Source organism: Rhizobium sp. ZPR4, from assembly GCF_040215725.1.
Lineage (GTDB): Bacteria > Pseudomonadota > Alphaproteobacteria > Rhizobiales > Rhizobiaceae > Rhizobium > Rhizobium rhizogenes_D.
Map to the genome: position 1 here is coordinate 437,949 of NZ_CP157969.1, position 13,543 is coordinate 451,491.

General features: G+C 60.7%; 12 protein-coding genes. 9 read left to right on the forward strand and 3 right to left on the reverse strand.

Features of this window, described 5'->3' with window-relative positions:
* Positions 1 to 30 precede the first annotated feature (30 nt).
* Together ABOK31_RS29905 and ABOK31_RS29910 are read right to left on the reverse strand one after the other, a co-directional pair.
* Complete coding sequence (locus ABOK31_RS29905; RefSeq protein WP_349962583.1) at positions 31 to 1,041, reverse strand: TRAP transporter substrate-binding protein; 1,011 nt, start codon at positions 1,039 to 1,041, stop codon at positions 31 to 33.
* 388 nt (positions 1,042 to 1,429) lie between these two features.
* A complete protein-coding gene (locus tag ABOK31_RS29910; protein ID WP_075857240.1) occupies positions 1,430 to 2,173 on the reverse strand; it encodes a GntR family transcriptional regulator in 744 nt (247 codons plus the stop codon).
* Positions 2,174 to 2,392: 219 nt separating this feature from the next.
* On the opposite strand from ABOK31_RS29910, the gene ABOK31_RS29915 reads away from it, so the two are divergent.
* Genes ABOK31_RS29915 through ABOK31_RS29950 form a run of 8 tightly spaced genes read left to right on the forward strand, consistent with a single transcriptional unit; the run spans position 2,393 to position 11,261 of the window.
* Positions 2,393 to 3,469, forward strand: coding sequence for an ABC transporter substrate-binding protein (locus ABOK31_RS29915; RefSeq protein ID WP_349962584.1), 1,077 nt, complete (start codon positions 2,393 to 2,395; stop codon positions 3,467 to 3,469).
* Positions 3,470 to 3,479: 10 nt separating this feature from the next.
* Entirely contained in the window at positions 3,480 to 4,940 is a 1,461-nt protein-coding gene (locus ABOK31_RS29920) for a sugar ABC transporter ATP-binding protein (protein ID WP_349962586.1), read from the forward strand.
* Positions 4,933 to 5,898 (forward strand): ABC transporter permease, encoded by a 966-nt coding sequence (locus ABOK31_RS29925; protein ID WP_349962588.1) that lies wholly within the window; start codon positions 4,933 to 4,935, stop codon positions 5,896 to 5,898. The genes ABOK31_RS29920 and ABOK31_RS29925 overlap by 8 nt, the downstream gene beginning before the upstream one ends.
* Positions 5,895 to 6,830: an ABC transporter permease gene (locus ABOK31_RS29930; RefSeq protein ID WP_349962590.1), complete on the forward strand. Its 936-nt coding sequence runs from the start codon at positions 5,895 to 5,897 to the stop codon at positions 6,828 to 6,830. Before ABOK31_RS29925 ends, ABOK31_RS29930 begins: the two co-directional genes overlap by 4 nt.
* A gap of 1 nt (position 6,831) precedes the next feature.
* On the forward strand, positions 6,832 to 7,569 hold the full coding sequence (locus ABOK31_RS29935; protein ID WP_349962592.1) for a cyclase family protein: 738 nt from the start codon (positions 6,832 to 6,834) through the stop codon (positions 7,567 to 7,569).
* Positions 7,570 to 7,595: 26 nt separating this feature from the next.
* Entirely contained in the window at positions 7,596 to 8,792 is a 1,197-nt protein-coding gene (gene uxuA, locus ABOK31_RS29940; RefSeq protein ID WP_349962594.1) for a mannonate dehydratase, read from the forward strand.
* Between the two features lie 3 nt (positions 8,793 to 8,795).
* Positions 8,796 to 10,205: a mannitol dehydrogenase family protein gene (locus ABOK31_RS29945; protein WP_349962595.1), complete on the forward strand. Its 1,410-nt coding sequence runs from the start codon at positions 8,796 to 8,798 to the stop codon at positions 10,203 to 10,205.
* A 39-nt stretch (positions 10,206 to 10,244) separates the two neighbouring features.
* Positions 10,245 to 11,261 (forward strand): Zn-dependent oxidoreductase, encoded by a 1,017-nt coding sequence (locus ABOK31_RS29950; protein ID WP_349962597.1) that lies wholly within the window; start codon positions 10,245 to 10,247, stop codon positions 11,259 to 11,261.
* A gap of 749 nt (positions 11,262 to 12,010) precedes the next feature.
* Here the strand turns inward: ABOK31_RS29950 and ABOK31_RS29955 are convergent.
* Complete coding sequence (locus tag ABOK31_RS29955; RefSeq protein WP_349962599.1) at positions 12,011 to 12,295, reverse strand: hypothetical protein; 285 nt, start codon at positions 12,293 to 12,295, stop codon at positions 12,011 to 12,013.
* A gap of 625 nt (positions 12,296 to 12,920) precedes the next feature.
* Between ABOK31_RS29955 and ABOK31_RS29960 the strand changes: the two genes are divergently transcribed.
* A complete protein-coding gene (locus ABOK31_RS29960; protein ID WP_349962601.1) occupies positions 12,921 to 13,469 on the forward strand; it encodes a class I SAM-dependent methyltransferase in 549 nt (182 codons plus the stop codon).
* Positions 13,470 to 13,543: the final 74 nt, after the last annotated feature.

Here is a 13,543-nt window from a genome sequence, read left to right on the forward strand (position 1 = left end):
AAAGCGAGCGTCCTATTCATCATCGGCCCGTTACAGCGTGCCGACGTCCTTTTCCAGGAGACCCCAGGCTTCGGCGCCGAAGCTTTCTTTCCACTTCGAATAAAAGCCGGCCTTGGCAAGCGCTTCGCGGAACGGCGCGGTCTCTACCTTGTTGAACTCGACACCCGTTGCCTTGATGTCGACCATGGCCTTTTCGTTGAGGTCCTTTACGTCGGCACGTTCGTTCACGGCTGCCGTGGTCAATTCTTCCTGGATAATCGCGCGCATCTCGGCCGGAATCGCCTGCCAGCGGCGATTGTTGCAGAAGATGTGGTGGCCATCCCAGATATGACCGGTCAGGGCGATATACTTCTGCACTTCGTAGAGCTTCGAACTCTGGATCAACGCCAGCGGATTTTCCTGACCGTCGACGACATGGGTCTGCAGAGCCGCATAAAGCTCGCCGAAATTGATCGGCGTCGGCGCCGCGCCCAGCGTCTGGAACAGCGTGACCCACAGCTGGTTGCCCGGGACGCGGATCTTCATGCCGTTGAGGTCTTGCGGTGCGGTAATCGGCTTGGCGCCGGTGGTGATGTTGCGATAGCCGTTGTCCAGCATTTTCGGGAAGACGAACAGGCCGGCATCAAGGAATGCCTTGCGGACATGATCGCCGAGTTCGCCATCCATCGCCTTCCAGACGTGGTCATAGGTCGGGAAGGCAAAGGCGACGGCGTTGATGCTGGCGACGGGAACGACCGTCTGGTTGACGCCGGAGGTCGACATGAGGTCGAGCGCGCCGCCACGAACTTGGGTGAACATATCCGCTTCGCCACCGAGCTGGCTATTCGGATAAACCTGAAGTTCCACCGCGCCTTTGGAGCGGGTTGCAATTGCCTTGGCGGCTTCGGTGATCCGGACGACGCCGGGATGGCTGGCCGGAAATGCCGTACCGTAGCGCAGCTTGACCTTCGCGGCGGCGCGGGACAGGCCCGGGGCCGACAACAGACCTGCGGCTGCGGCTCCAGCCGTCAGCATACCGAATGTTCTGCGAGATATGTTCATGCATTCCTCCCTTGAATATGTTGGCGAATCCGAATGTTGCCGATGTCCGCGCCAGCCTTTGCCACCCCGACGCTGCGGATCCGAAGCGCGTTACCGTGCCGGATGGTGCGGATACATGCTCGTGCCTGCTTCATTCTGTGCGGAACGAAGCGATGCGGCCTGTAAGACAATGAAACCGCGCCACTATCGCCGAGCGGAACGCAGCCTATTTCGATAGTCTGGCGATCGGCGACCGGTCCTCCGCCCATACCTCTCCTCGTCCCGCACCAGGATCACCTGTCGCGCGGTTTCCATCACCCCGATCGATCTCCATTGGCGATGGCTTGTAATGCTACCATGGTACAATGTCAATTACGATGTGGCGCGCATGCGCCCGAGGGCGGACGGGCTAGTTTTCCACGAGATCGCGACGCTGTTCGCTCAGTTTTCGCGCGGTACGAAGCACTTCGCGCAAGTGCGCCGCCATATCGTTGCCTGCCTTCTCGACATCACCTGATTCGATGGCGTCCACGATCGAGCGATGTTGGGTCAGCAGAACGCGCAGGTGACCGAGATCGGGCAGACTCAGATAGCGAACGCGATCCATCTGCAGCTTGACGGACTGGATGACACGCCAGCTTTTCGGCAGGCCGGCTTCCTCACAAAAACTTCGGTGGAAAGCTTCGTCAAGATCGAGAAAGAGGTCCAGCGCTTCGGTATTGACCGCCTTTTCCTGGTCGTAGAGATTGCTCTTGATCTCCGTCAGGAAGCGCCGCGAACAGCCGCCGGCAAGTCTGCGGCTGACCGCGACTTCCAGAGATTCCCGAATGAATTGAGCCTCTTCGACGTCACGAAGCCGGATCGGTGCCACAAAACTCCCGCGCTGTGGCAGGATGTCTATCAGCCCTTCGTCCGCAAGCCGGATCAGCGCTTCGCGAACCGGCGTCCGGCTGACGCCAAGTTGCAGGGAAAGCTCCTTTTCGCTCAACGCCTCCGACGGCAGCATGGACAGCGTCGTAATGGCCCGCCGCAGCCGCTCGTAGATTTGCGCTGCAATAGGCTGGCGAGGATTGATCGCCTGCAGGACCGTCGACGACGGCGTGCTCTGACGAAGCTCTTCGGCTTCTATCTGATTGGATCTCTTCGTCGCCATCGTTCCTGACCTCCGCTGTATGCAAACAATATGGCAATCGCACATTATTCGGCAATAATCCACAAGCTGGATTGACACTCTACCATGGTAGTATGTATTTCAATACCAGGCGCGACGAGAGGAACCGCATCCGTGCGAATGGTTTTGCCTGATATCCGTCCGAAGACAAGGACCGCGAGCGCCGATGACTGTGTGACGTGATCCAGGGAGGATGACACCATGAAATTCGGGTTACTCAAGACTGCAACTGCAACACTTCTGGCCGGTACAATCTTTTGCGGCGCTGCGATAGCGCAGGAAGGGGTGGCGAGCGGCGACACCAGCGGCAAGAAGATCGCCTTCAGCAATTCCTATGCCGGCAATTCGTTCCGCCAGGTGATGATCAAGAGCTTCGAGGCGATGGGCGCCAAGGCGAAGGCCGATGGTAAGATCGCCGGCACGGCCGTCGTCAGCTCCAACAATTCGGTTACCGAGCAGGCATCGCAGATACAGAACCTCATCCTGCAGGGTTACGACGCCATCATTGTCCTTGCCGGCTCGGACACGGCACTGAACGGCGCAATCAAGGACGCTTGCAACGCCGGCATCGTGGTTGTCGCCTTTGCCAGCGGCGTTACAGAACCCTGCGCATATGTGGTTGATTACAACCTGGACTCTTACGCCAAGGCTGAGCTGGATTACATCTCGAGCAAGCTCGGAGACAAGCCTGCCAACATCCTCGAAATCCGGGGCATGGCGGGTGACGGATTCGACAAGCGGCTAAACGAGGGCGTGACGAAGGCTTTGGCAGCCCATGCGAACTACAAGAGGGTTGGCGAGGTCTATGGCCAATGGACCGCGACCGTGGCCCAGAAAGAAGTATCCGGCATTCTTCCCTCGTTGCCGAAGATCGATGGCGTTCTGACACAGGGCGGTGATGGTTATGGCGCAGCGCAGGCCTTTAAGGCTGCGGGTCGCGAGCTTCCCATCATCATCATGGGCAACCGCCAGGACGAGCTAGCGCTCTGGAAGCAGGAGCATGATGCAACCGGCTACGAGACCTTCTCTCTCGGCGCAACGCCGTCCGTCTCACAGGTCGCCTTCTGGGTCGCACAGCAAGTCCTCGCCGGGAAGAACGTTCCGAAGTTCGTCGAAGTGCCCCTCCTGCAGATCCAGCAGCAAGATCTCGACGCCTGGCTGAAGACGGTTCCGGAAGGTGGCGTCGCCAATGCCGATTATCCGCAGGATCTCGTCGCCAAGATTATCGACGCCAACGTCAAGAAGGAACCGCTGCCCATGGTTCCGGCTCCGAAGTAGGCGACCAGCAATGCAGCCCTCCCAAGCCGCCGTGGATACTGCCGCAGGCCTCCTTATCGAGGCCCGCGGGATACGCAAGAGCTTCGGCGCCGTCCACGCGCTCGTCGGTGTCGATTTCAGTCTTGCCCTAGGCGAAGTCCTCGGACTGGTCGGCCATAACGGCGCCGGCAAGTCGACCCTGATGAACGTCATCTCCGGCGCGATCCAGCGAACGGAAGGGAAATTCATCTATAGTGGTCAGGCGGTGGATCGCTGGGGAGCCGCCGAAGCGCAAGCCGGCGGCTTGCGGTGCATTTTTCAGGAGCTATCGCTCTGCGCCAATCTTTCCGCCACTGAAAATGCGCGCATCATCCATCGCAGCCTGCGCGGCGTCGGCTGGCGGCACAAGGCGCGCAGGCTGATCACCAAGGCTTTGGACGATATCTTTCCGGGCCATGGAATCGATGTGGATACCAAGATCGCCGACCTTTCGATCGGCGAGCGGCAAATGGTCGAGATTGCCCGCGCCTTCACCAAAACGGTAGACAAGGTACGCTGCGTTATCCTTGACGAGCCCACTTCGGCTCTCGGGCACAAGCCGGCAGAGCAATTGCTGGCCTATATCAAGACGGCATCGATGCGTGGCGTCGCCTGCATTCTCATTACCCACCGCCTCAACGAAATCCTGGCCGTCTGCGACCGTGTGGTCGTGATGATGGATGGCGCGATCGTCGGAGACCGGCCGGCGGCCGGCCTGACGCGCTCCGATCTGGTCGGGATGATGGGCAATATCGAAACGCCACACGAGCGGAACGCTGCCCCCACGCGCAAAGCGACCCAAACCCTGGTCGTAAACCATGCCGGCATCGATGGCACGGATCTGCCGATCAAGGCGGCTCCCGGTGATATCATCGGTTTCGCTGGTCTCGATGGTCACGGGCAGCGCGAACGCCTGCGGGCCATTTATGCCGCTACCCGCAAGGTGCCCGTTGCCTTTGTCGCCGGAGACCGCGGCGTCGAAGGCGTCATGCCGCTTTGGTCGATCGCCGACAACCTGACGCTTCGGAGCCTCACCGCACTCCAGAAGGGCGGCTTCGTGCCGCCATCCGCCGCGCGTGCGCTCGCGCAGACCTGGTCGCAACGTCTCAAGGTCAAGGCGCCGTCAATCGATACGCCAATCCTGTCGCTCAGCGGCGGCAACCAGCAGAAAGTGCTGTTTGCCCGTGCGCTCGCGTCTGACGGCCAGGTCATCCTGCTCGATGACCCGATGCGCGGCGTCGATGTCGGCACCAAGCAGGAAGTCTACCAGCTCATTCGGGACGAGGCCGAACGCGGCCGGACCTTCATCTGGTACACGACCGAATTCGAAGAGCTGAGGAATTGCGACCGTCTCTACGTTTTCCGCGAAGGGCGCGCCGTCGCCGAAGTCGCTGGCGACGAGATCGATCACAACCGCATCCTCGAAGCATCGTTCGGAGGCGCGGATGGCTGAATTCGTCCATCCTCGGCAGAAGTGCAATCTTGCAAAGCGGCTTGCGCCCGCCTTGCAGGTCGGCCTTCCGGCCATCGCGCTCGTCGTCATGCTCACCGTGATCTTCTGGATTCGCCCGGCGGCGATGAGCTATTTCGGCTTCACGCTGCTGTTCAAGCTGGCCGTGCCGCTGATGTTTGCAGCGTTGGCACAGATGCTCGTCATCATGCTCGGCGACATCGACCTGTCGATCGGCTCCTTCGTCGGCTTCGTCACCTGCGTCACGGCGCTCTATCTCGACACGGCCCCGATGCTCGCAATCGCGATTTATATCGGAAGCATCTTCGTCTATGCCGGCGTCGGCCTTATCATCCATCTGCGGCAGTTGCCGTCGATCATCGTGACGCTCGGCATGTCGTTCATCTGGCTTGGCGTCGCGATCATCATCCTGCCCGCTCCGGGTGGCACCGCTCCCGCGTGGCTGTCCGGCTTGATGGCCTGGCGGCCGCCGCTCCTGCCTTTGCCGGTGCTGCTCGCCATCGCCGCCGCCCTCATCGGTCATTTCGTCATCAGCCGATCGTCTTACGGGGCTGTGCTGAGGGGCGCGGGCGGCAACCCCCGCGCCATCCAGCGCGCCGGCTGGTCGGTCACAGTGATCCGCGCCGCCGTCTATGCTGCTGCCGGCCTGCTCGGCCTCATTGCCGGCATCGTCCTGACCGGCCTGACGACCTCCGGCGATCCGAATATCGCACCGGCCTATACCCTCCTCGGTGTCGGCGCCGTCATCCTCGGTGGCGGTTCTTTCACCGGCGGCATCGTCTCTCCGGTCGGAACGGTCATCGGGGCACTGACGCTCGCGCTTGCCGGATCGCTCCTGAGCTTCCTGCAAGTGCCGCCGACATGGCAGATCGGCGCGCAAGGCGGCATCCTCTTCCTGGTGCTGGCCGGACGCATCCTGCTCTCGGACAAGAAATTATGAGCGGCTTTTCTCTGAAATCATGGACCTACGGCTTCATTGTCGCGCTTGTCATGTGGATCGCGACCATCGCCTATTCCGGCTTTGCAAGCGCGGTGCCGACCCTGTCTTCGGCGCTCGTCTTTGCTGCCTTCAGCGTCGTTGTCGGCACCGGTCAGATGTTGGTGATCGCGTCCGGTCCTGGAAACATCGACCTGTCCATGCCATCCGTGTTGACCCTGTCGGCCTATCTGTCGATGTCCGTCATGAGCGGCAGCAACGGCATGATCTTTCCGGGTCTTCTGGTCGCGCTGCTGGTCGGAGCACTGGCGGGTGCGGCAAACTTCCTGGCAATCACGATGCTGCGCCTGCCACCGATCATCGCGACGCTCGCCTGGAGCTTCGTTTTCCAGTCGCTCGCTTTCAATCTCGGCGGTGAAGCGACCTTGAAGCCTCCGGCAGCCCTTTCTGCCTTCACCTTCTGGTCGGTCGGAGGCATGCGGATCATGCCGATCGCGGCGATCGTGCTGACCATCGCCGTCGCCGTTATTCTGGCCCGCAGCGTCTGGGGCCGGCAGTTGCTTGCGGTCGGGCAGAGCGAACGGGCGGCACGCCTCGCAGGCGTACCGGTTATCCGCGTCCGATTGATCGCCTATATGTTCTGCGGCGCGACCGCGGCCCTTACCGGCTTCCTGCTTGCAGGTTTTTCAGGCGGCGCGGCGCTCAATATGGGCGATACTTATTTGCTGGAAGCGATCGCCGTCGTGGTCCTCGGCGGCACCAGCGTCGCCGGTGGCCAGGCCAACGCAGTCGGCATCTGGGGCGCGGCACTGTTCTTCAACCTCATGGCGACGATGCTCAACACCTTCCAGATGCAGGCCGGCGTGCGCTTCGTCCTCACCGGCGCGCTGATCATCCTCATCGTGGCACTCGTCCCGAAACCGAAGGCCGCGTGAGATGGACATCGCCACCCTGAAAAAGGCCTTCGGAAGCGACATGACGCTCGTGGATCTCACCCACGCGTTGACGCCGCAGATCCCCGTGTGGCCGACGCATCCATTCTTTTGCAAGGAAGTGATCGAGAGCTATGATCGCGGCGATCTTGCCTGCAACCATTCCCTCGGCATGAGCGAACATACCGGCACGCATTTTGATGCGCCGCTGCACTTCGTCAAAGGCGCCGCCGGGATCGGCGCAGTTCATCTGCAGACCTTTTTTGGACGCATGGCGAAGATCGACGCACGTGACTGCACGCCGAGGGAGGCCGTCAGCGTAAGGCGGATCAAGGCATTCGAAGCCGCCCATGGTGAAATCGACGCCGGCGATGCAGTGTTGTTCCACTTCGGCTGGGATCGCTTCTGGCACAATCCGGCGGACCATCCACGTTTCCTGAGCGACTGGCCCGGCTTGTCGCGCGAGGCGTGCGAATACCTGCTTAACCGCGGTATCCGGATAGCAGGCTCGGACTGCCTGTCGCTCGACTGTTTTGGCAGCACGGATTTCCCGGCCCATAGGCTGCTGCTCGGCGCGGGCGTCCTCATCGGCGAGAATTTCGCCCGCCTCGGCGACGTGCCGACCTTTTCGTTCCTAATCACCCTGCCGTTGCCGATCGCCGGCGGCACGGGCTCTCCTCTTCGCGCCGTCGCGGCCTTTGCCGCGAACAGTCAGTCGAACACCGCTGCGGCCCTGGCTTGAGCCTGGCCCATATAAGGAAGACAAGCATGAGACATATTTGGCGCTGGTTCGGTCCGATCGACAAGGTGAGCGTGCGCGATGCCGCCCAGGCCGGGGCTCAGGGCATCGTCAGCGCCCTGCATCATGTGCCGACCGGAAGCGCATGGACTTTCGAGGAAATCCGCAAGCGGCGGGACGAAATCCGCGCCGGCGGTCTGGAATGGGAACTCGTTGAAAGCATTCCCGTATCCGAAAGCATCAAGACCATGACTGGCGATTGGAAGGCCCATATCGAAGCCTGGAAAGAAAGCCTGCGCCAGCTGGCCAAGGCCGGCATCTCCACGGTCTGCTACAACTTCATGCCAGTGCTCGACTGGACCCGTACGGACCTGCGCTGGGAAACCGCCGACGGCGCCCGTGCCATGCGCTTCGATCTCGTTGATTTCATCGCTTTCGACATTCATATGCTGCAGCGGCCCGGTGCGCCGGACGACTATCCGGCTCGGCTGATCGAAGCCGCCAGGGAACGCTTCGCCGGCATGCCGCAGGAGAAGATCGCCGCCCTTTCGCGCAATATCGGCGCAGGCCTTCCAGGCTCGTCCGACGGCTACAGCATCGCCGAACTGCGCACCGCGCTGGCGCGCTATGACGGGATCAGTGCCGATGCGCTGCGCGACAACCTCATCGATTTCCTCTCCGAAGTCGTGCCGGTCGCGGAGGGACTCGACATGCGTCTTTGTGCACATGGCGACGATCCGCCATGGCCGCTCCTCGGCCTGCCGCGCATCCTCTCGACCGAGCAGGATTATGTCAGGGTTTTCGATGCCGTCGATCGCAACGCCAATGGCGTGACCTTCTGCACGGGATCGCTCGGCGCACGCCCGGACAATGATCTGCCCGTCATGGTGAAACGTCTCGCGCCGCGCATCCACTTCGCCCACCTGCGCAATGTTCGCCGTGAGACTGAAGGCTTCCCCTGCTCCTTCTTCGAGGACCAGCATCTCGACGGCAACACCGACATGATCGCAGTTATCGCCGCGCTGGTGAGCGAGGAACGCCGCCGCAAGGCTGAGGGCCGCGCCGATCATCAGATATTCATGCGCCCGGACCACGGCCAGGAAATCCTGGACGATCTGACGCGCGGCGCCCAGCCCGGCTATCCCGCCATCGGTCGGCTCAAGGGCCTTGCCGAACTGCGCGGCATCGAGCAGACACTGTCGCATCCCGCATTTGGAATGAACTGAGCGATGAACCGCCTCGGCAAGAACACCTCCCTCCCCTTGAGCGTCGAGCGCCCGTCCTTCGATCCCGCGGCGCTCAAGGTCGGCATCGTCCACATCGGCATCGGCGCCTTCCATCGCGCCCACCAGGCCGTCTACACGGATAAGGCTATCGATGCCCGGTCTGGTGATTGGGGCATCGCCGGCGCAAGCCTGAGGTCAGTCGACATCGTCGCCGACCTCAAGGCGCAGGACTACCGCTACAGCATCGTCAGCCGCGGCGCGGATGGCGACCAGGCCCGCATCGTCGGCTCGATTGTCGATGCCATTGCCGCGACCGAAGAGCGCGAACGCCTGCTCCAGCGGCTTTCCGACAACGGCACCCGCATCGTCACCCTGACGGTGAGCGAAAAGGCTTATGGCATCGATCCGGTATCCGGCGGGCTCAACCTGTCGCATGCCGCCATCGCCCACGACTTAACGCATCGCCAGGAGCCGGTCGGCGTGATCGGCATTCTCGTCGAAGCGCTTGCGCGCCGTATGACGCTCGGCCGCGACCCACTGACCGTTCTGTGCTGCGACAACCTGCCCGGTAACGGCCACATTGTCCGTCGTCTCGTCGCGGAAATGGCCGAACGCCGTGATCCCGAGTTGGCGGCCTGGATCGAGCGGGAAATCCGCTTTCCTTCCAGCATGGTCGACCGAATCGTGCCGGCCGCGACTGACGCAACACGTACGCTCGCCGCATCGCTCATCGGCGTGGAAGATCGCCTAGCGCTCGAAACCGAACCCTTCACCCAATGGGTGATCGAGGACGATTTCGCTGCGGGCCGTCCTGCCTGGGAAACCGGCGGCGCGATTTTCATCAAGGATGTCCATGCCTATGAGAAGATGAAGCTCCGGCTGCTAAACGGCTCCCATTCGCTGATCGCCTATCTCGGCCAGCTGAACGGGCTGGACTATGTTCGCGACGTCATGGCAATCCCCACGCACGTCGAACGGGTGCGACGGCACATGGAAGCGGTCTTGCCGACACTCGACGCGGTGCCGCAGATCGACCTCACCTCGTATCGCGAAGAACTCGTGGCCCGATTTTCGAACCCCGCCATCGCGCATCGGACCGCCCAGATCGCCATGGACGGCACACAGAAGATGCCTCAGCGCATTTTCGCGCCCGCCATGGAGCGGCTGGCGGCCGGCGGCGACGCCGCCGATTTTGCCGACGCTGTCGCATTATGGCTGACCTACGTGATCACGACTGAACACATCGACGATCCGCGCTCGTCCGATCTTAAATCGGCGGCAGCACTCGCTGCATCGGTTGGGTCGTCAGCACCGTTCTTCGATATCGCCGGCCTGTTTCCGGCGCCCCTCATCAATGACGACACTTGGCGTATGCGTGTCGACACCCGACTAGCTGCCCTGCGCGCCGCGTGACGCCGTACAAATGCCAAGACTTGCAAGAGGACAAAGACCATGGTGACGATTTCCGTTCGCGAACCGCATAGCCTCGTCGTCGACGACAGGCAGGCACCGCAACCAGGCCCCCGTGAAGTGGCCATCCACGTAAAGCGCGCCGGCATTTGCGGCTCGGACATGCACATCCTGCACGGCTCAAACCCCTTCGTGACCTATCCCCGCGTGATAGGCCACGAATTCGCAGGCGTCGTCGAGGCGCTCGGCGCCGGTGTCTCCTCGCTCGCGGTCGGCGACCACGTCGTCGCCGATCCGGTGATCTCCTGCGGCACCTGCCATCCCTGCCGCACCGGCCGTTCGAACGTCTGCGCAAAGCTCCAGGTGATCGGCGTCCACCGTGATGGCGGCTTCCGCTCCGTTGCGGTAGTCCCCGAGGCCAACGCCGTTAAGGTATCCCCAAAGCTGGGACTCGATGTTGCAGCGCTCGCAGAACCGCTTGCCGTCGCGGCAAACGTCTTGTGGCGGACGGAGTGCACCAAGGACGACGTCGTCCTGATCTATGGCGCCGGAACGGTCGGCATCACCGTGCTGCAGGTCGCCAAGATGCGTGGCGCCCGCTGCATCATCGCCGATATCGACGGCGACCGTCTGGAGCGCGCGAAAGAATTCGGCGCCGACGTCGTCATCCATTCGCGTGAACAGTCCGTTGCCGAAGTCGTGGCGCCGGAACTCGACGGTCTCGGCCCCTCGGTCGTCATCGACGGCGCTGGCATTCCGAGCCTGCTGGAAGAAGCGTGCCGCATCGCAGCTCCGGCGGGCCGCATCGGCTTGCTCGGCTTTTCGCCGGCACCCTGCAACATCAGCCAGCAGGAAATCGTTCGCAAGGAACTGACGCTGGTCGGCTCACGCCTCAACCGCCGTTTCATTCCCGAGGTTGTGACTTGGCTGGAATCGGGTGTACTTCGGCCAGAGGCAATGATCACCCAGAGTTTCGACGCCAGGGATGCGCGCGCCGCTTTCGACCTCGTAGAACAGCATCCGGAGCGGACGCTAAAGGTTCAGCTCGTTTTCGAGTGAGCACAATCGCCGAACTTGAAAGGTCATGACCTTAGACAGACGTTTCCTCTCGATCGGCGAAGGTTCATAGGAAACTTAGTTGGTTTAGCATGTTTATCTTGATTGAGATGCCTCCGGGAAAAATGAAAGGGCAAAGCGTAGGGCGGCGCTATGCACGTCGGGCTCTTGAAGGGATACGAACAGCCTCCCCGTTGCTTTCTGAGCGTTAAGCTATTGGTTTTGATTGATAACTAGCGGCAATACCTACCTGATGCGGACCGCCGCGATTTCATCGAGATTGACGAAGTCCATGGCGAGTTTCGAGCCTTCACGAAGATTCCCTTTAGCGCTCTTGGTGGGAATCCAACGTGTGAGCTACCGCCAGCTACGGATAGAGCGCACACACGCTTCTGGAGAATTCCCTGTTTCCGCTCATAGATGTGGGGATAGCGGCAGGTTTCGTCAGCCATTCTCACGTCGCGAAGGTCTACCGGGAGTTCATGGGTTGCACACCACAGCAAACGAGAGCCGGTCGGAAGCGAGACGGTGGAACGGTCGATTCATTTCGCGAACGTTCCCTGGCGATGTCGGCGGCGGCCTAGTTGTGGACGTCCGTTGAGTTTAGCAAGATTTTGACCCTGATTTTGATTTTTCGCTGACCCGCGTGAACGAATCCGGCGCCTTGAAAAGGTCGAGGGTTCGAATTTCCAGGCGGGTCAACGCCCAGCGGAAAACTTGATCAAGTCACCACACCAAACAGCAGGTTCCGATCAGTAGCGGTAGTAACGGTAATGGTGGTGGTGACGATGCTTGTACCAACCGCGATGATGGCCGCGCCAATAATGACTCCGGTAGCTCCGATGCGATCCCCAGTGGCGAGGCCGGTGATGTCGGGGGCCGTGCCAATGGCGACGGTGATGATAGCGGACCGTCTGAACGGATGATTGAATCTCAGGCTTCGTCATGTTCATCATCGGTGCTGCTGATGCAGCACCGGCACCAATCAACAGGCCAACACCCAGAAGCGACGCAAGCAGACTTTTAAAGATTTTCATAGCGAACCTCCGTCATTGTCGTCATCCTGAAACCGGATGGCTGAACGGGGCATGAATGGCTGCCTCTCCCACGTTCAAACAGGATTTTTTCGGCCAAGCATGGGCTCACGGCAAGCCTGGAGAAGAGCCAAACGGCGAGGTAAGAACCTGCTGGCTTATGGAATAACGACGGGTATCAAGCTTGGGCACAACGCGTCTAGCCCAAGCGGCTCTGCTGGGCCGAGGGCATTGTAGGGCACGGGCGATCGCCGAAGGCAAGATTTGTCACGCCACCCGTCACTTTGCCATTTCAAACCGAAAAACGTCATGTGATCGTTAGTTTTAGCCTATAAATTAGGGGCGATTTTCCGCTAACGATTTCAGTGACCATCCTCTTTGCCAAAAGGATTTCAAGACCGAATACCAATGGCGGCGATCCGTCCATGGACCTCATAAAGCTCTTCAGAACCTGTGGCGGGCACTAGAATTGCGATCCTGTTTGAAACGTTTGGCGCGACCGACCATCATCTTGGCAGCTGAAACCCATGCTCACCGGCCATTCTTGTGCGATTGACTCCGTATTCTCGATGGCCAGCTGCGATAGTTGACCGCTGCAAAGAAAATGGAACCAGGTTGTCGCGCAACAATGTCAGATCTTACTTCACTCGTTCCGATCATCATTGCATTATCGCTGTGTCTTTCAATTCTGCTCTTTCACGGTCTGACGGGTGTTCCACCAGTACCCTCCAGCTCGGCTGAGATTGCCGATGTCATCGAATTGCTGCGGAATGCGAATTTGCCGAAGGGCGCGATCATCTACGAGCTCGGAAGCGGTTGGGGCTCCGTGGTCATCGCACTTGCCCGCGCCTTTCCGGATGCAGAGATCCGCGGGATCGAGATTTCGCCCGTGCCATACTTGTTCTCCAAGCTGAGGATGCGCCGCTTCGAAAACGTGACCATCCGCTGGGGGAGTTTCTTCGACCGGGATATAAGTGATGCCGATGCCGTGACGTGTTATCTCATGATCGAGCCGATGCCAAAGGTCAGCAGCTTCCTCGACAAAACGCTCAAGGACGGAACACCAGTGGTTTCGTTGACATTCTGGTTTCGCGACCGGCAGATCGAAGCATCGCGCGAAGGACCAGGGCTGCGGGGCGGTGCAGCACTCTATTACTGGCCCGCCCGCAAGGTTTAAAAGCCTCCTGGCAGCGACCTATTTCAAGTCGCCGCCAGGATTGCGTCTGAGACGCGGACAAAGAAGGTATCCGA

Bases quoted from the DNA above. Each gene is read 5' to 3' on its own strand.
- ABOK31_RS29925 (WP_349962588.1), top strand. From the start codon at position 4,933: ATGGCTGAATTCGTCCATCCTCGGCAGAAGTGCAATCTTGCAAAGCGG.
- ABOK31_RS29905 (WP_349962583.1), bottom strand. From the start codon at position 1,041: ATGAACATATCTCGCAGAACATTCGGTATGCTGACGGCTGGAGCCGCA.
- ABOK31_RS29915 (WP_349962584.1), top strand. From the start codon at position 2,393: ATGAAATTCGGGTTACTCAAGACTGCAACTGCAACACTTCTGGCCGGT.
- uxuA (WP_349962594.1), top strand. From the start codon at position 7,596: ATGAGACATATTTGGCGCTGGTTCGGTCCGATCGACAAGGTGAGCGTG.
- ABOK31_RS29950 (WP_349962597.1), top strand. From the start codon at position 10,245: ATGGTGACGATTTCCGTTCGCGAACCGCATAGCCTCGTCGTCGACGAC.
- ABOK31_RS29920 (WP_349962586.1), top strand. From the start codon at position 3,480: ATGCAGCCCTCCCAAGCCGCCGTGGATACTGCCGCAGGCCTCCTTATC.
- ABOK31_RS29930 (WP_349962590.1), top strand. From the start codon at position 5,895: ATGAGCGGCTTTTCTCTGAAATCATGGACCTACGGCTTCATTGTCGCG.
- ABOK31_RS29960 (WP_349962601.1), top strand. From the start codon at position 12,921: ATGTCAGATCTTACTTCACTCGTTCCGATCATCATTGCATTATCGCTG.
- ABOK31_RS29945 (WP_349962595.1), top strand. From the start codon at position 8,796: ATGAACCGCCTCGGCAAGAACACCTCCCTCCCCTTGAGCGTCGAGCGC.
- ABOK31_RS29910 (WP_075857240.1), bottom strand. From the start codon at position 2,173: ATGGCGACGAAGAGATCCAATCAGATAGAAGCCGAAGAGCTTCGTCAG.
- ABOK31_RS29955 (WP_349962599.1), bottom strand. From the start codon at position 12,295: ATGAAAATCTTTAAAAGTCTGCTTGCGTCGCTTCTGGGTGTTGGCCTG.
- ABOK31_RS29935 (WP_349962592.1), top strand. From the start codon at position 6,832: ATGGACATCGCCACCCTGAAAAAGGCCTTCGGAAGCGACATGACGCTC.